Genomic DNA, 17500 nt, shown 5'->3' with positions numbered 1-17500 from the left:
TCCAAACGCACGGCTACCCCAGGAGGAGTTCCATGCGTTTTGATAAATTTACCGCCAAGCTTCAAAGTGCGATTGCGGAGGCGCAGTCGCTGGCCGTGGGTCGCGGCCATAATCAGCTAGACCCAGCGCACTTGCTGCTGGCGCTGCTTGACACCAAAGACACCGGCATCAAAGCCCTGATCGAAAAAGCCGAGGGCAACCCTTCGCGTCTGCGCGATGGGTTGGTGCAGCAGTTAGATAACCTACCCAAGGTGGGGCAGTTCGACGGCGAAGTGCAGCCATCTCGGGATTTCATCAAGCTGTTTAATTTAACCGATCGTGAAGCGCAAAAGCGCGGCGATCAGTTTATTGCCAGTGAACTCGTTCTATTGGCAGCGCTGGAAATGAATTCGGCGATCACCAAGCTGCTTAAAGACGCGGGCATTAATCGCAAATCCCTCGAAGCCGCCATTAACAGCCTGCGCGGCGGTGCCACGGTGGACGACGCTAACGCCGAAGATCAGCGTGAAGCGCTGAATAAATACACCATGGATCTTACCCAGCGCGCGTTGGACGGCAAGCTCGACCCGGTGATTGGCCGCGACGACGAAATTCGTCGTACGATCCAAGTACTACAGCGGCGCACCAAGAACAACCCGGTGTTAATCGGCGAGCCTGGGGTGGGTAAAACCGCCATTGTCGAAGGGTTGGCCCAGCGCATCGTTAACGGCGAAGTGCCGGAAGGCTTAAAAGAGAAGCGTGTGCTCTCGCTGGATATGGGCTCGCTGCTTGCAGGTGCCAAATTTCGTGGCGAGTTTGAAGAGCGCTTGAAAGCCGTGCTTAAGGAGCTCTCCCAGGAAGAGGGTCGGGTGATCCTGTTTATCGATGAGCTGCACACCATGGTCGGCGCTGGTAAAGCCGAAGGCGCCATGGACGCGGGCAATATGCTCAAGCCTGCCCTGGCGCGCGGTGAGCTGCACTGCGTGGGGGCAACCACCCTGGATGAGTACCGCAAGTATATCGAGAAAGACGCTGCGTTAGAGCGCCGCTTCCAGAAAGTGTTGGTGGATGAGCCTTCCGAAGAGGACACCGTGGCCATTCTGCGCGGCCTGAAAGAGCGCTATGAAGTGCACCACGGGGTGGATATTACCGACTCCGCCATCATTGCCGCGGCGAAGCTATCTACCCGCTATATCACTGATCGGCAGTTGCCTGATAAGGCCATTGATTTAATCGATGAGGCAGCATCAAGGATTCGTATGGAGCTGGACTCCAAGCCGGAAGCGATGGATCGCCTTGATCGCCGTCTGATTCAGCTCAAAATGGAGCGCGAGGCGCTTAAGAAAGAGACCGACGAGGCCACCAAAAAACGCTTGGAGGCGCTCAATACCCAGATTCACGAGCTAGAGCGCGAATACGCTGATCTTGATGAGATCTGGAAAGCCGAGAAAGCCAGTATCCAGGGGGCCGCGCAGTTTAAGGCCGAGCTTGAGCAGGCGCGCATTGACCTTGAGCAGGCCCGCCGTCAGGGCGACCTGGGCCGCATGTCGGAAATTCAGTACGGCAAGATTCCCGAGCTGGAGAAGAAAATTGCCGAAAGCGGCGAAGGTGAGGCGGATACTTCAAGCCATCAGTTGCTGCGCTCCAACGTCACCGAAGAGGAGATCGCCGAGGTGGTCTCTCGCTGGACGGGCATTCCGGTTTCCAAAATGCTCGAAGGCGAGCGCGATAAACTGCTGCGTATGGAAGAGGCACTGCACCAGCGGGTAATCGGTCAGGAGGAGGCGGTCGAGGCAGTGGCTAATGCGGTACGCCGCTCCAGGGCCGGTCTTGCCGACCCCAACCGCCCTAACGGCTCATTCCTATTCCTCGGCCCCACCGGGGTGGGTAAAACCGAGCTGTGTAAGTCGCTGGCCAACTTCCTCTTCGACACCGAAGAGGCGATGGTGCGTATCGATATGTCCGAGTTTATGGAGAAGCACTCCGTGGCTCGCTTGATCGGTGCGCCCCCAGGCTACGTAGGCTACGAAGAGGGCGGCTACTTAACCGAAGCAGTTCGCCGCAAGCCTTACTCGGTGCTGCTGCTGGATGAGGTGGAGAAAGCCCACCCGGATGTCTTCAATATCCTGCTGCAGGTATTGGAAGATGGCCGCCTAACCGACGGCCAGGGGCGCACGGTGGACTTCCGCAATACCGTGATTGTAATGACCTCTAACATGGGGTCGGACATTATCCAGCGCATGGGTGGCGACGTTAGCGCTGATAAAGACAGCGACTATGAGTCAATGAAAAGCATGGTCATGGAGGTGGTGGGTAACCACTTCCGGCCTGAGCTGATCAACCGCATCGATGAAGTGGTGGTGTTCCACGCCCTGGGCCAAGAGCAGATTCAGGCGATTGCGGGTATTCAGCTTGAGCGCTTAAAAGTGCGCCTTGCCGAACACGACCTGAAGCTTGAGGTTAGCCCAGAGGCCATGGCACAACTGGCGGTGGTGGGCTTCGACCCCGTATACGGGGCGCGGCCACTCAAGCGGGCGATTCAGAGCCGTATTGAGAACCCGCTGGCTCAAGACCTGTTGGGAGGTAAATTTGCCCCTGGTGATACTATTCATATCACTGCAGAAGAGGGCAAGTTGGTATTTAGCTCATAATTGCGGCCGCCACTTGCGCGCAATTGAATAGGGTAAAAGCCCCGCTAGCTTTGCTACCGGGGCTTTTTTTATGGCTTCTTGCGACCTTTGTTGCGTTTGGCTTGATCGGAGGTTGACAGGCTGAGGGCGCTAATGGAATCTTGTCGGTTCCTGATTTGCGGGCGCGGACTCAACGGGCAACCCCTAATTCCCGCGCGAAGGGTAGGCGAAAGCCTCTACCCGCCGAAGGACTTCCGGGCTTGGGCTAACCGCCCAACCTGGCCAACGCCCCGACACAGCGAACTGCTGTGATAAGAGTGCAGGCCCTAACCGGGCCTCCTGCCAGGGTTTGGCATCAGGTGTCGGCAAGGGCCGACAGCGGCATACCGCCGCACTCGACACCGTGCCCATGTGGGTACGGATCGCACTCGAGACCTCCAGGGGAGAAATACAGTGGAACTGCTTTCCGGCGCAGATATGATCGCCCGCTTCTTGCAAGATGAGGGCATCGAATACATTTATGGTTACCCCGGCGGTGCAGCGCTGCATATTTACGATGCACTCTTCCGCCAGGACAAAGTGAAGCACATTCTAGTGCGTCATGAACAAGCGGCTACCCACGCCGCCGACGGTTATGCTCGCGCATCAGGCAAGCCCGGCTGCGTGTTGGTTACCTCAGGCCCCGGTGCCACCAACGCCGTCACTGGTATTGCCACCGCCTACATGGACTCTATCCCCATGGTAGTGCTGTGTGGCCAGGTGGCTAGTCATCTGATCGGTGAAGATGCCTTCCAGGAAACCGATATCGTCGGTGTGACGCGCCCAATCGTGAAACATAGCTTCTCGATTCGTCACCCATCAGAAATACCGGAAGTACTCAAAAAGGCATTCTATTTAGCTGCCACAGGCCGTCCGGGCCCGGTGGTGGTCGATATCCCTAAGGATATGACGGCGCCCACTGAGCGTTACGAGTACATCTACCCGAAAAAGGTCAAGATGCGCTCGTACAACCCGGTCACGCGTGGCCACACGGGGCAGATCAAAAAAGCCGTTGAGATGATACTCAAAGCCAAGCGCCCGGTATTCTATACCGGTGGCGGTGTGGTCACGGGCAAAGCCAGCGAAGGCCTGACCGATCTGGTCAAACAGCTGGGCTACCCGATCACCACTACGCTGATGGGCATTGGCGCGTATCCGCAAAGTGACCGACAGTGCTTGGGCTGGCTGGGCATGCATGGCTCTTATGAGTCGAACATGGCCATGCACCACGCCGACCTGATTATTGCCATTGGGGCGCGTTTTGACGACCGCGTGACAAACAGTACGTCGAAATTCTGCCCCACCGCCAAGATCATCCATGTGGACGTCGATCCAAGCTCGATCTCTAAAACGGTGCGTGCCGATGTGCCGATCGTAGGCCCGGCCTCCAGCGTTATCAACGAGATGATCAGCTTGGTGCAGGGGCACAAAATTGCTCATCCTGAAGCACTCACCGAGTGGTGGGAGAAGATTGATGGCTGGCGCGCCGACCGAGAGGGCAAGCTATACGAGCCTTCCAAGGCGGGCGAAGCGCTTAAGCCACAGGAAGTGATCGAAGCGCTTTGTCGGGTAACCCGCGGCGAAGCCTACGTGACCACCGATGTTGGTCAGCATCAGATGTTTGCCGCTCAGTATTACAAGTTTGATAAACCCAACCGGCTGATTACCTCAGGTGGTTTGGGCACCATGGGCTTTGGCTTCCCCGCCGCCATGGGTATCAAGCAGAACTACCCGGATGATGACGTGGTGTGTGTCACCGGTGAAGGCAGCTTCCAGATGATGATGCAGGAACTCTCCACCTGTAAGCAGTACGGGGTGGGCGTTAAGATCGTCAATCTTAACAATGCGTCGCTGGGTATGGTGCGTCAGTGGCAGGACTTGAACTATAAATCGCGTCACGCGCACTCCTATATGGAGTCGCTGCCGGACTTTCATATGCTGATTGAGGCGTATGGATTTACTGCGATTACCGTCAATACCATTGATGAACTGGAGCCTGCGCTAGAGCGTGCCTTTGCGGATAAGCACGAGCTGGTGTTCCTTGACGTGAAGGTCGACCCTTTTGAGCACGTCTATCCGATGCAGGTGCCGTTAGGCGCTATGCGCGACATGCTGCTGTCTAAAACGGAGCGTACCTGATGCGTCATATCATCTCGATTCTGTTAGAAAATGAACCGGGTGCGCTGTCACGTGTAGTCGGGCTGTTCTCCCAGCGCAACTTCAACATTGAAACGCTTAACGTAGCGCCGACAGAAGACCCGTCGCTATCGCGCTTAACGGTCACCACCGTGGGCGATGACCGGGTCATCGAGCAGATCACCAAGCACCTCAATAAGCTGATTGATGTGGTCAAGCTGGTGGATCTCACCGAAGGCAACCATATCGAGCGCGAACTGATGCTGGTGAAAGTGAAAGCGCTAGGTGCGGCCCGCGATGAGGTGAAGCGCACAGTGGATATCTTCCGCGCGCAGATCGTCGACGTAACGCCAAGCCTGTATACCGTGCAGATCACCGGCGATGCGGGCAAGCTGGATGCCTTCCTTCAGGCCATGGCGCCGGTAGGTATTCTAGAGGTTGCCCGTACTGGCGTCTCGGGTATTGCTCGTGGCGATAAGGTGTTGTCGCTTTAGGCATTAAAAGCTTCACACTTTTAATGCCAAATAAGAGCGCCACCCCCTCCCAGGGGTGGCGCTTTTTAATGGCGGCTTAATTGTCACTCACTGACTGAGGTGTAGGGAACATCAATACAGCAATTGGCTGGCTGAGTGGCACTCACCGTGTAGAATGAAAGCGACTACTGTTCCCGTGACTTCACTTTTAATGGATGAAACCTATGACACAGGACGCTCGCGATCAAGAGCACTCAAACTCTGATCAGTCACACCTCGCCCAGTCAGGCTCGACTCAGCCTGATAAAGCTGAACAGCCAGACAGTGCTGATCAGTCAGAAGTAGGCGGCAATGAAGATCTGGCGGCTGCCTTCTTACGTGAAACCGAAGTGGTAGAAGAGGCTGTAGAGAACGGTAAAAAGATTCGTCGTCGAGGTATCTATTTGCTGCCCAACCTATTTACCACGTCGGCACTTTTCGCCGGTTTCTTTGCAGTGGTGGCGGGTATTAATGGTGAGTTCGCTTCGGCTGCCGTTGCGATCTTTATAGCCATGGTGCTGGATGGCCTGGATGGTCGAGTCGCCCGTATGACTAATACGCAGAGTGAATTTGGCGCTGAGTACGACAGCTTGGCTGACATGATCTCCTTTGGTATGGCGCCCGCTTTAGTTGCCTTTACCTGGATTCTTCAGGACATTGGTAAGACGGGGTGGGTGGTGGCTTTTCTCTACGTTGCTTGTGCGGCACTGCGCCTTGCGCGCTTTAATGTACAAATTGGTAGCGTCGATAAAAAGTGGTTTATCGGTTTGCCTAGCCCTTCCGCAGCCGCGCTAGTGGCCGCTAGCGTATGGACCTTTCATAGCTTTGATGCGGATGCCTTTGGTTTCAAGCTATTGATGCTAGTAGTTGTAGCGGCGGCGGGGGTGTTGATGGTGAGTAATATCCGTTACTACAGCTTCAAGGATCTCGATTTTAAAAAGCCGGTACCCTTTGTTGTGCTGCTAGCCATAGTGCTGGCGTTTGTGTTGATCTCGGTCGAGCCTTCGGTGATGCTGTTATTGCTGTTTGGTACCTACGTGGCATCAGGCCCTGTATTAGCCGTTATGCGTAAGGCTAAAACTAGCAGTTAGTACTTTTCTTCACTTTTTTGAAAGTTATTTCAAAACAGCCCTTGCCAACCCGGCGGCGAATCCGTAAAGTACGCATCCGCTGCCGGGGACGCCAAGCGTTACCAGCGGTGTATAAGGTGTAAAAGCCTTGGTTAGTCAACGAGTTAGCGGTTTTGGATGTGGTCAGGTTTGCATCGAAAACAACGCCCTTGACAACCGCCAGGAAATGCGTAGAATACGCCTTCCTCGCTGAGGCAAGCCAGTTCAACGGCAGCCCGGTTGCTTTCACAGCAATCTTCCAGCGAAACAGCTCTTTAACAATTTGATCAGGTAATTCATGTGGGCGCTTGCTGATGTTGGTGACAAATCACCAAATATCAAGGCAGGCGAACACAACGATACTTTTAGGAGTATCACAGTGAATTCGTTTGAACCTTGAGCCAAGTTTGATTCGCTTTTGCTGCTTTCGGCTAGTCCGTAAGTAAGCGAGTAAGGATCACAATGATTTTAAACTGAAGAGTTTGATCATGGCTCAGATTGAACGCTGGCGGCAGGCCTAACACATGCAAGTCGAGCGGTAACAGGGGTAGCTTGCTACCCGCTGACGAGCGGCGGACGGGTGAGTAATGCATAGGAATCTGCCCGGTAGTGGGGGATAACCTGGGGAAACCCAGGCTAATACCGCATACGTCCTACGGGAGAAAGGGGGCTCCGGCTCCCGCTATTGGATGAGCCTATGTCGGATTAGCTAGTTGGTGAGGTAAAGGCTCACCAAGGCAACGATCCGTAGCTGGTCTGAGAGGATGATCAGCCACATCGGGACTGAGACACGGCCCGAACTCCTACGGGAGGCAGCAGTGGGGAATATTGGACAATGGGGGCAACCCTGATCCAGCCATGCCGCGTGTGTGAAGAAGGCCCTCGGGTTGTAAAGCACTTTCAGCGAGGAAGAACGCCTATCGGTTAATACCCGGTAGGAAAGACATCACTCGCAGAAGAAGCACCGGCTAACTCCGTGCCAGCAGCCGCGGTAATACGGAGGGTGCAAGCGTTAATCGGAATTACTGGGCGTAAAGCGCGCGTAGGTGGCTTGATAAGCCGGTTGTGAAAGCCCCGGGCTCAACCTGGGAACGGCATCCGGAACTGTCAGGCTAGAGTGCAGGAGAGGAAGGTAGAATTCCCGGTGTAGCGGTGAAATGCGTAGAGATCGGGAGGAATACCAGTGGCGAAGGCGGCCTTCTGGACTGACACTGACACTGAGGTGCGAAAGCGTGGGTAGCAAACAGGATTAGATACCCTGGTAGTCCACGCCGTAAACGATGTCGACCAGCCGTTGGGTGCCTAGAGCACTTTGTGGCGAAGTTAACGCGATAAGTCGACCGCCTGGGGAGTACGGCCGCAAGGTTAAAACTCAAATGAATTGACGGGGGCCCGCACAAGCGGTGGAGCATGTGGTTTAATTCGATGCAACGCGAAGAACCTTACCTACCCTTGACATCTACAGAAGCCGGAAGAGATTCTGGTGTGCCTTCGGGAACTGTAAGACAGGTGCTGCATGGCTGTCGTCAGCTCGTGTTGTGAAATGTTGGGTTAAGTCCCGTAACGAGCGCAACCCTTGTCCTTATTTGCCAGCACGTAATGGTGGGAACTCTAAGGAGACTGCCGGTGACAAACCGGAGGAAGGTGGGGACGACGTCAAGTCATCATGGCCCTTACGGGTAGGGCTACACACGTGCTACAATGGCCGGTACAAAGGGCTGCGAGCTCGCGAGAGTCAGCGAATCCCTTAAAGCCGGTCTCAGTCCGGATCGGAGTCTGCAACTCGACTCCGTGAAGTCGGAATCGCTAGTAATCGTGAATCAGAATGTCACGGTGAATACGTTCCCGGGCCTTGTACACACCGCCCGTCACACCATGGGAGTGGACTGCACCAGAAGTGGTTAGCCTAACGCAAGAGGGCGATCACCACGGTGTGGTTCATGACTGGGGTGAAGTCGTAACAAGGTAGCCGTAGGGGAACCTGCGGCTGGATCACCTCCTTAAACGATGCGTCACAGTTAGTAAGCGTCCACAATGAATTACCTGATCAGAATGCTGTTGATGAGCAGTGATAAGTGACTTTTTCTTTTTAATACGAAAAAAAACGCTTATCACTGCTTATAGCAGTCGCTCTTTAACAATGTATATCATGCTGACAAGAACACTTCGCAAGAAGTGCTTCTTAAATTGTGATACGTCTCAAGCGTATCCGGCAAAATGAAACGTTATCATTGCGAAAATCCAGACTCCTTCGGGTTATAGGGTCAAGCAATGAAGCGCACACGGTGGATGCCTAGGCAGCCAGAGGCGATGAAAGACGTGGTAGCCTGCGATAAGGTTCGGTGAGGTGGCAACAACCTGTGACCCGGACATCTCTGAATGGGGAAACCCACTCATCATAAGATGAGTATCGTGCCCTGAATACATAGGGGTACGAGGCGAACCAGGGGAACTGAAACATCTAAGTACCCTGAGGAAAAGAAATCAACCGAGATTCCCCTAGTAGCGGCGAGCGAACGGGGACCAGCCCTTAAGCATGAGACTGATTAGGCGAACAGATTGGGAAGTCTGGCCGTAGCGGGTGATAGCCCCGTAGTCGAAAATCTGATCATGTGAAATCGAGTAGGTCGGGGCACGAGAAACCTTGACTGAAGACGGGGGGACCATCCTCCAAGGCTAAATACTCCTGGCTGACCGATAGTGAACCAGTACCGTGAGGGAAAGGCGAAAAGAACCCCGGAGAGGGGAGTGAAATAGATCCTGAAACCGTGTGCGTACAAGCAGTAGGAGCCCACTAGTTGGGTGACTGCGTACCTTTTGTATAATGGGTCAGCGACTTATATTCAGTGGCGAGGTTAACCGTATAGGGGAGCCGTAGGGAAACCGAGTCTTAACTGGGCGACACAGTCGCTGGATATAGACCCGAAACCGAGCGATCTATCCATGAGCAGGGTGAAGGTTGAGTAACATCAACTGGAGGCCCGAACCAGGATCTGTTGAAAAAGATTTGGATGACTTGTGGATCGGAGTGAAAGGCTAATCAAGCTCGGAGATAGCTGGTTCTCCTCGAAAGCTATTTAGGTAGCGCCTCACGTAGTACCGCCGGGGGTAGAGCACTGTTTCGGCTAGGGGGTCATCCCGACTTACCAACCCGAGGCAAACTCCGAATACCGGTGAGTAACGCGTGGGAGACACACGGCGGGTGCTAACGTCCGTCGTGAAAAGGGAAACAACCCAGACCGTCAGCTAAGGTCCCGAAATCCTGGTTAAGTGGGAAACGATGTGGGAAGGCTCAGACAGCTAGGAGGTTGGCTTAGAAGCAGCCATCCTTTAAAGAAAGCGTAATAGCTCACTAGTCGAGTCGGCCTGCGCGGAAGATGTAACGGGGCTAAACCAGGTACCGAAGCTACGGGTTCACGCTTAGGTGTGAGCGGTAGAGGAGCGTCGTGTAAGCCGATGAAGGTGGATTGAGAAGTCTGCTGGAGGTATCACGAGTGCGAATGCTGACATGAGTAACGATAAAGGGAGTGAAAAACTCCCTCGCCGGAAGACCAAGGGTTTCTGTTCGACGCTAATCGGAGCAGAGTGAGTCGGCCCCTAAGGCGAGGCCGAAAGGCGTAGTCGATGGGAAACGGGTCAATATTCCCGTACCGGACATGGTTGCGATGGGGGGACGAAGAAGGCTAGGTGAGCCAGGCGTTGGTAGTCCTGGTGAAAGTGAGTAGGCTGGGATCTTAGGTAAATCCGGGATCCTTTCAGGCCGAGACACGAGATGAACTGACCACGGTCAGGAAGTCACTGATGCCACGCTTCCAGGAAAAGCCTCTAAGCTTCAGATCATGTGCGACCGTACCCCAAACCGACACAGGTGGTCAGGGTGAGAATCCCAAGGCGCTTGAGAGAACTCGGGTGAAGGAACTAGGCAAAATGGTGCCGTAACTTCGGGAGAAGGCACGCCGGCGTAGGGTGAAGAGACTTGCTCTCCTAGCCCGAACCGGTCGAAGATACCAGGTGGCTGCAACTGTTTATTAAAAACACAGCACTCTGCTAACGCGCAAGCGGACGTATAGGGTGTGACGCCTGCCCGGTGCCGGAAGGTTAAATGATGGTGTTAGCCGTAAGGCGAAGCTCTTGATTGAAGCCCCGGTAAACGGCGGCCGTAACTATAACGGTCCTAAGGTAGCGAAATTCCTTGTCGGGTAAGTTCCGACCTGCACGAATGGCGTAATGATGGCCACGCTGTCTCCACCCGAGACTCAGTGAAATTGAAATCGCCGTGAAGATGCGGTGTACCCGCGGCTAGACGGAAAGACCCCGTGAACCTTTACTATAGCTTCACACTGGACGCTGATGTTGCCTGTGTAGGATAGCTGGGAGGCTTTGAAACTCGGACGCCAGTTCGGGCGGAGCCAACCTTGAAATACCAGCCTGGCATCATTGGCGTTCTCACTCAGGTCCGTTATCCGGATCGAGGACAGTGTGTGGTGGGTAGTTTGACTGGGGCGGTCTCCTCCTAAAGAGTAACGGAGGAGCACGAAGGTACCCTCAGCACGGTCGGACATCGTGCATTGAGTGCAAGAGCATAAGGGTGCTTGACTGCGAGACAGACACGTCGAGCAGGTGCGAAAGCAGGTTCTAGTGATCCGGTGGTTCTGTATGGAAGGGCCATCGCTCAACGGATAAAAGGTACTCCGGGGATAACAGGCTGATACCGCCCAAGAGTTCACATCGACGGCGGTGTTTGGCACCTCGATGTCGGCTCATCACATCCTGGGGCTGAAGTCGGTCCCAAGGGTATGGCTGTTCGCCATTTAAAGTGGTACGCGAGCTGGGTTTAGAACGTCGTGAGACAGTTCGGTCCCTATCTGCCGTGGGCGTTGGATGTTTGAGAAGGGCTGCTCCTAGTACGAGAGGACCGGAGTGGACGACCCTCTGGTGTTCCGGTTGTCACGCCAGTGGCATTGCCGGGTAGCTATGGTCGGACGGGATAACCGCTGAAAGCATCTAAGCGGGAAGCCCCCTTCAAGATGAGACATCCCTGAGGCCTAGAGCCTCCTGAAGGGCCCAGCGAGACCAGCTGGTTGATAGGCACGGTGTGGAAGCGCTGCAAGGCGTTGAGCTAACGTGTACTAATGGCCCGTGAGGCTTGACCCTATAACACCCAAGGGGTCTGGTCGTGATGATAACGTAGAGGTTGAGAGATCAACAGAACGCCGGATACGCAGCGTGTGGCCTGACTCACATGAGCAGGCGGCAGGCAATGAGACGATCACAAACAGCATGATGTACATTAACAGTTACGCCTGACGACCATAGCACGCGTGAACCACCTGATCCCTTGCCGAACTCAGAAGTGAAACCGCTTAGCGCCGATGGTAGTGTGGGGTCTCCCCATGCGAGAGTAGGTCATCGTCAGGCACTTATTATGAAAAATCCCCCAGGGCTTGCGCCTTGGGGGATTTTTTTTGCATGGTCGTGAGGGGTAAATAGTGAGGAGTAAGGGGGATAGTGAGTAGAAAATGTTGGTATAAGGGTATCTAACGAATATCCTGCTCCACCTCACACCTCACACCTCACACCTCACACCTCACACCTCACACCTCACACCTCACACCTCACACCTCACACCTCACACCTCACACCTCACACCTCACACCTCACACCTCACACCTCACACCTCACACCTCACACCTCACCCTTTACTAGAGAAGCGTCTCCAGCGCCTCAATCAGACTATCCATCTCATCATCGGTGCCAATGGTGATGCGTAGGAAGTTGTTGAGATCTGGGGTGTTAAAGTGACGAACCAGAATGCCCCGTTCGCGTAGGCCAGCAAATAGCTGCGCGCCTTGGTAGTCAGGGTGCTGGGCAAGCACAAAGTTAGCCTTAGAGGGCAATACTTCAAATCCCAACCCTTCAAGGCGCTGGCGAGTGCGTTCGCGAGTGGTAATAACACGCCCGCGACAGGCTTCAAAATGCTCGACATCTTTGAGTGCGGCGATGCCTACTAGGCTTGCCAGGCTATCCACTGGATAAGAGTTAAAGGAGTCTTTTACCCGTAGTAAGCCATCAATCAACTCCTCTGAACCCACCGCATAGCCCAGGCGCAAGCCTGCCAAGCTGCGTGATTTAGAAAACGTACCGGTGACAAGCAGGTTAGGATAGCGATCAACCAGCGTTACAGCACTCTCTGCGCCGAAATCGACATACGCCTCATCCACCAGTACGACACGATCAGTGACCCGCTTAAGCAGCGTCTCTATCGCGGCAAGCGAGTGTGCATGGCCGGTTGGCGCATTGGGGTTGGCAAAGATAACGCCGCTACGCTCAGCGCCCTTGGCAAGAGCATCAATATCTACTTCCCACTGCTTATTGAGTGGATGTTTGCGCAGCTCTACGCCATAGAGATTGGCGTAAACAGGGTAAAAACTATAGGTTATTTCAGGCACATCAAGCGGCGCTTGATGGCAAAAGAAAGCTTGAAAGGCAAACGCGAGAACTTCGTCTGAACCATTACCTACAAACACTTGGCTGCTTGATACCTGAAACGTCTCTGCAAGAGCCTCACGCAACGCTTTAGAGGTAGGGTCAGGGTATAGGCGCAGATGGTCTGTAGCATAGTCGCGTAGCGCCTCACCGACGCCTGGCGCAGGCGGGTAAGGGTTTTCATTGGTATTGAGCTTAACAAGCTGCTCGCGGGGCTGCTCGCCGGGCACGTAAGGCGTAAGTTCGCGAACGGCCGGACTCCAGTATTGGCTCATGTGGGTAACCTGATTATCCTAACAAGGTACACCATGGTCGCTTGAAGGTTAACGAAGCGCAAGCATTCGCATTGCTAGGGGTGTGCGTCGCACCTTGTAACGGTTATGCTGTCACAACTGCGCATAAACAAATGTGATGTCCAACACGAGATTAAGGAGACACTCTATGCAACTTAAGAGTTTGCTGGCCGGTTCGGCCATGTTGGCACTGCTGGCTGGCTGTGCAAGCAGCCCCATGGAGCAGCAGCAAGAAGAGGCGGCTACCGCACAGCAAAATTATCAAGGTTCACTACCTTGCCGTAACTGTGATGGTATTGATCTGGACGTCACGATGGTGGGTGAAGAAACGAGCGCGGCTGAAGAGCGCACCTTTACGCTGAACGCTTCATATCGTAACCATCCTCAAACACCCCCGGATGAAAACTACGCGGGTAACTGGGAAGTGCTGACCGGTACGCCGTCTGATCCAGACGCTACGGTTTACGAGCTGACGCCGGATGGTGATGGCCAAATCTACTACTTCATGCGTATTGATGAGAGCACGTTGGAGTTGATTGATCCAGAGCGTCGCCGCTTTGAAAATGGTGAAATGCTGCAGCTAAAGCGCCAATAACGCGTTAGCCAGTAGTACAAAAGGCGGCCAATGGCCGCCTTTTGTGTTTGCTGACAGTAGTGAAGACAGCGTACGCGACGATTAAAAGCAATTAATGACAGTGAATGCTAGCGGCAGCTAAGCGTACGTTGCCACTTAGTGATAGCAACCGTAGGAGTGTAATGGCAGTGGCCAAAGCCAAAAGCGCTTTTGTATGCACCGAGTGCGGCGCCGAATATCGTAAATGGCAGGGGCAGTGCAGCAGTTGCCAGGAGTGGAATACGCTCAGTGAAGTACATTTAGCGAGCGCTCGCCCCGGCGGTGGTACAACCCCTGGCAGATCCGGCTATGCAGGGGATCTGTCGCGGGAAGTGGTCGACCTAGGCAATGTGGATCTCAGCGAAGTGCCCCGCATGAGCTCCACGTTCGCGGAGTTTGATCGTGTACTGGGCGGCGGTTTGGTACCCGGCTCGGCGGTACTGCTGGGCGGCAATCCTGGGGCGGGTAAGTCGACGCTGCTGCTGCAAACGGCCTGCAAACTGGCCCAGCAACGGCGTATCCTCTACGTCACGGGTGAAGAGTCGCTTTCACAAGTCGCTATGCGTGCCCATCGCCTACAGCTGCCCACCAGTGGATTGAAAATGCTTGCCGAGACCAGCGTGGAGACTATCTTGGCGGTGGCGGAGCGAGAGAACCCCGAGATTCTCGTGATCGACTCTATCCAGACCATGCATCTGGAAGATATCAGCTCGGCCCCAGGTGGCGTTGCCCAGGTGCGTGAGTCAGCTGCAGCGCTAACGCGTTTTGCTAAGAAGACCAATACGGTGTTGTTGCTGGTAGGTCACGTCACGAAGGACGGAACCCTGGCCGGCCCCAAAGTCCTTGAGCATATGATCGATGCCTCGCTGTTATTAGAGGGCGGTGCCGACTCGCGCTTTCGCACGCTGCGGGGACAGAAAAACCGCTTTGGCGCTGTGAACGAGCTAGGTGTTTTCGCCATGCTCGAGCAGGGCTTAAAAGAGGTTAAAAACCCAAGCGCCATCTTTCTTTCTCGTCAGGAGGAGCAAGCGCCGGGTAGCTTAGTCATGGTGGTGTGGGAAGGCACTCGACCAATTCTGGTCGAGGTACAGGCACTGGTGGATGAATCCGCGCTGGGCAATCCGCGCCGAGTAGCGGTTGGCGTGGATCAAAACCGTTTAGCCATGCTGCTTGCGGTGCTTAATCGCCATGGCGGATTGTTTACTGGCGACCAGGATGTATTCTTGAATGTCGTTGGCGGTGTCAAGGTGCTCGAGACCAGCGCCGACCTGGCGGTTCTGCTGGCCGTGGTGTCTAGCTTGCAAAACCGTGCACTGCCCAAAGAGTTAGTGGTATTTGGCGAGGTTGGGCTATCGGGCGAAATACGCCCGGTGCCGAGTGGCCAAGAGCGCATTGCCGAAGCGGCCAAGCACGGCTTCCTACGCGCCATTGTGCCGCGGGCTAACGCACCAAAGCAGGCGCCCAAGGGCATGGAGGTGATTGCCGTGGATAAACTCAGCGATGCGTTGGACGCCCTGTAGACTGAAGAGTGGGCTAAACTAATGATATCCCCCAAAAAGTGCCAAGGAGAGACACGATGAGTTCGATTCGCTTGACTCAATATAGCCACGGCGCCGGCTGTGGCTGCAAAATTGCTCCCGATGTACTGGATGGCATTCTCGCCAAGGCTGGGCCGGCTGCGGGTCATAAGAAACTTATCGTCGGCAACCAGGGGCGCGAGGATGCGGCGGTGTATGACCTGGGCGATGGCCGCGGCATGATCGCCACCACTGATTTTTTTATGCCCATTGTCGATGATCCCTTTGATTTTGGGCGCATCGCGGCGACCAATGCCATCAGCGACGTTTACGCCATGGGGGGGACGCCAGTAATGGCGTTAGGCATTCTGGGCTGGCCGCTGGATAAGCTTAGCGCTGAAGTGGCAGGTGATGTAATGGCTGGAGCCCAGGCAGTGTGTCGTGAATTAGGCGTTGCCCTGGCGGGTGGTCACTCCATTGATGCGCCCGAGCCGATTTTTGGGCTCGCTGTTAACGGCTTGGTCGACCTGGATAAGCTCAAGCTTAATAGCACTGCCAAGCCGGGGGATCTGCTGTATCTAACCAAGCCGCTAGGTGTAGGTATGTTAACCACCGCCGAGAAAAGCGGTGTGCTGCAAATGGGTCACCACGGTCTTGCCCGGGAAACCATGCTCAAGCCCAATAGTATTGGCGTAAAGCTTGCCGATGTAAAAGGGGTGAACGCCATGACCGATGTCACTGGTTTTGGATTGGCGGGCCACCTTACTGAAATGTGCCAAGCCAGCAATGTCATGGCTCAGGTTGATTTTCGTAAGCTACCTCGTTTGGCCGAGGCTGAGTCCTATCGTCGCCAAGGCGCCGTGCCTGGCGGTACGCTGCGCAATCGTGACGCGCTGGGGGAGAGTCTGCCCGCTATGGATGATGTCCACTGGCAGTGGCTGTGTGACCCGCAAACCTCTGGCGGCTTGTTGCTAAGCGTTGATCCCGCCTGGGAGGATGATGTTGAGCGCATTGGCCGCGAATTCGGCCTGTCGTTACAGTCATTCGGTGTCATGAAAGCGCGCCAAGGCAGTGCGTCCATTGAGGTGGTTGGGTGACACTGACGACGACACCGGCGGTATTGAGCGTCATCAGCCAAGCGTGGCCACTGATTGATGTGCGCGCCCCGGTCGAGTTTGCCCAGGGCGCACTGCCTGGGGCCGTCAATCTGCCCTTGATGGTCGATAATGAGCGTCATCAGGTGGGGATTGCCTATAAAAAGCACGGCCAAGCCGCTGCGATTGAACTGGGCGAGCGCTTGGTCAGTGGCGAGGTCAAGCAGGCGCGAATTGCGGCGTGGCAGGCGTATTTAGCCGACCATCCAGATGCAGTGATCTACTGCTTTCGTGGTGGGCTACGCTCGCAAATTGCTCAACAGTGGCTGGAAGAAGCCGATATCTCAAGGCCACGGCTGGAGGGCGGCTGGAAAGCCATGCGTCAGGTGCTCTGTGAGCGCATTGATACCGCAGCGCGTCAGCCGATGCTAGTGGTTGCAGGGCTCACCGGTTGTGCAAAGACAGCGCTGATAAATCAGCTTGATAATGGCGTCGATCTAGAGGCCTATGCGCACCATAAAGGCTCGGCCTTTGGGCGCAGGCCCGAAGAGCCGGCTACTCAAATCAACTTTGAGCATGCGCTGGCCAAGCGGCTAATCGGGCTGACGGAAGGGCTGGTGATCGAAGATGAGTCTCGTCAGATTGGCAACGCCAATATTCCGCTGACTTTCTGGCGAGCACTGCAGCAAGCGCCGCGGGTGCGTATCGAAATGCCGCTGGATTGGCGTCTTGCGCAGATTCAGCAGGACTATATTATCGATCTGGAACAGGCCTATGCCGCTCGTCATGGCGACTATCAAGGCTGGCAATTAATGCAGGCGCAGTTAAGTAATGCACTTATCCGGCTAGGCAAACGCTTGGGCAACGCTCGCCTGCAGCGCTTACAGCGGCTGCAGGTGCTAGCCTTCAAAGAGCATGCTCAAGGCAATCCCCAAGCCCACGAAGCCTGGCTTGCGCCGCTGCTTACCGAGTACTACGACCCGCTCTACCGTTACCACTTAGAGAAGCAGCGTGGCAGCGTACCGCCAGAGGTTCATGTGGGTGATTGGGATAGTTGCCTGGAAGCCGCCAGGCAGTGGAATCGCTGACGGC

The 17500-nt window shown here is 55.0% G+C and carries 9 protein-coding genes and 3 rRNA genes; 11 read left to right on the top strand and 1 reads right to left on the bottom strand.

Translation table 11 applies throughout. The features are described from left to right. Window positions 1–32: 32 nt before the first annotated feature. The 7 genes from clpB to rrf all read left to right on the top strand — a co-directional run bounded on the left by clpB (window position 33) and on the right by rrf (window position 11823). A complete protein-coding gene (gene clpB / locus ACFIOZ_RS17670) occupies window positions 33–2630 on the top strand; it encodes an ATP-dependent chaperone ClpB (RefSeq protein WP_386080053.1) in 2598 nt (865 codons plus the stop codon). Between the two features lie 432 nt (window positions 2631–3062). After that, window positions 3063–4787, top strand: a complete 1725-nt coding sequence (locus tag ACFIOZ_RS17665) for an acetolactate synthase 3 large subunit (protein WP_386080052.1) — start codon at window positions 3063–3065, stop codon at window positions 4785–4787. Then, window positions 4787–5278: an acetolactate synthase small subunit gene (gene ilvN, locus ACFIOZ_RS17660; RefSeq protein WP_007113940.1), complete on the top strand. Its 492-nt coding sequence runs from the start codon at window positions 4787–4789 to the stop codon at window positions 5276–5278. Before ACFIOZ_RS17665 ends, ilvN begins: the two co-directional genes overlap by 1 nt. Before the next feature lie 194 nt (window positions 5279–5472). Beyond that, window positions 5473–6387, top strand: coding sequence for a CDP-diacylglycerol--serine O-phosphatidyltransferase (pssA, locus tag ACFIOZ_RS17655; RefSeq protein WP_386080050.1), 915 nt, complete (start codon window positions 5473–5475; stop codon window positions 6385–6387). Window positions 6388–6875: 488 nt separating this feature from the next. Beyond that, a 16S ribosomal RNA gene (locus tag ACFIOZ_RS17650) occupies window positions 6876–8408 on the top strand. Window positions 8409–8667: 259 nt separating this feature from the next. Then, window positions 8668–11559 (top strand): 23S ribosomal RNA (locus tag ACFIOZ_RS17645). A gap of 148 nt (window positions 11560–11707) precedes the next feature. After that, a 5S ribosomal RNA gene (rrf, locus tag ACFIOZ_RS17640) occupies window positions 11708–11823 on the top strand. The 16S, 23S and 5S rRNA genes sit together here, the layout of an rRNA operon. Window positions 11824–12107: 284 nt before the next feature. On the opposite strand, the gene hisC is transcribed toward rrf, so the two are convergent. Then, window positions 12108–13166 (bottom strand): histidinol-phosphate transaminase, encoded by a 1059-nt coding sequence (hisC, locus tag ACFIOZ_RS17635; protein WP_386080048.1) that lies wholly within the window; start codon window positions 13164–13166, stop codon window positions 12108–12110. A 166-nt stretch (window positions 13167–13332) separates the two neighbouring features. On the opposite strand from hisC, the gene ACFIOZ_RS17630 reads away from it, so the two are divergent. The 4 genes from ACFIOZ_RS17630 (at window position 13333) to mnmH (ending at window position 17496) form a co-directional block, all read left to right on the top strand. Next, window positions 13333–13779, top strand: coding sequence for a copper resistance protein NlpE N-terminal domain-containing protein (locus tag ACFIOZ_RS17630; RefSeq protein ID WP_386080047.1), 447 nt, complete (start codon window positions 13333–13335; stop codon window positions 13777–13779). Between the two features lie 167 nt (window positions 13780–13946). After that, complete coding sequence (radA, locus tag ACFIOZ_RS17625) at window positions 13947–15317, top strand: DNA repair protein RadA (protein ID WP_386084133.1); 1371 nt, start codon at window positions 13947–13949, stop codon at window positions 15315–15317. Between the two features lie 56 nt (window positions 15318–15373). Beyond that, window positions 15374–16411, top strand: coding sequence for a selenide, water dikinase SelD (gene selD, locus ACFIOZ_RS17620; protein WP_386080045.1), 1038 nt, complete (start codon window positions 15374–15376; stop codon window positions 16409–16411). Further along, window positions 16408–17496 (top strand): tRNA 2-selenouridine(34) synthase MnmH, encoded by a 1089-nt coding sequence (gene mnmH, locus ACFIOZ_RS17615; RefSeq protein WP_386080043.1) that lies wholly within the window; start codon window positions 16408–16410, stop codon window positions 17494–17496. The genes selD and mnmH overlap by 4 nt, the downstream gene beginning before the upstream one ends. Window positions 17497–17500: the final 4 nt, after the last annotated feature.

The organism is Vreelandella sp. F11 (assembly GCF_042466685.1).
Taxonomy (GTDB): Bacteria; Pseudomonadota; Gammaproteobacteria; order Pseudomonadales; family Halomonadaceae; genus Vreelandella.
The sequence above is the reverse complement of the archived record's forward strand: the minus strand, read 5'-3'. Positions and strand labels throughout refer to the sequence as shown.

Coding starts and splice junctions, on each gene's coding strand:
- clpB (WP_386080053.1), top strand. CDS start 33: ATGCGTTTTGATAAATTTACCGCCAAGCTTCAAAGTGCGATTGCGGAG.
- ilvN (WP_007113940.1), top strand. CDS start 4,787: ATGCGTCATATCATCTCGATTCTGTTAGAAAATGAACCGGGTGCGCTG.
- pssA (WP_386080050.1), top strand. CDS start 5,473: ATGAAACCTATGACACAGGACGCTCGCGATCAAGAGCACTCAAACTCT.
- hisC (WP_386080048.1), bottom strand. CDS start 13,166: ATGAGCCAATACTGGAGTCCGGCCGTTCGCGAACTTACGCCTTACGTG.
- ACFIOZ_RS17630 (WP_386080047.1), top strand. CDS start 13,333: ATGCAACTTAAGAGTTTGCTGGCCGGTTCGGCCATGTTGGCACTGCTG.
- selD (WP_386080045.1), top strand. CDS start 15,374: ATGAGTTCGATTCGCTTGACTCAATATAGCCACGGCGCCGGCTGTGGC.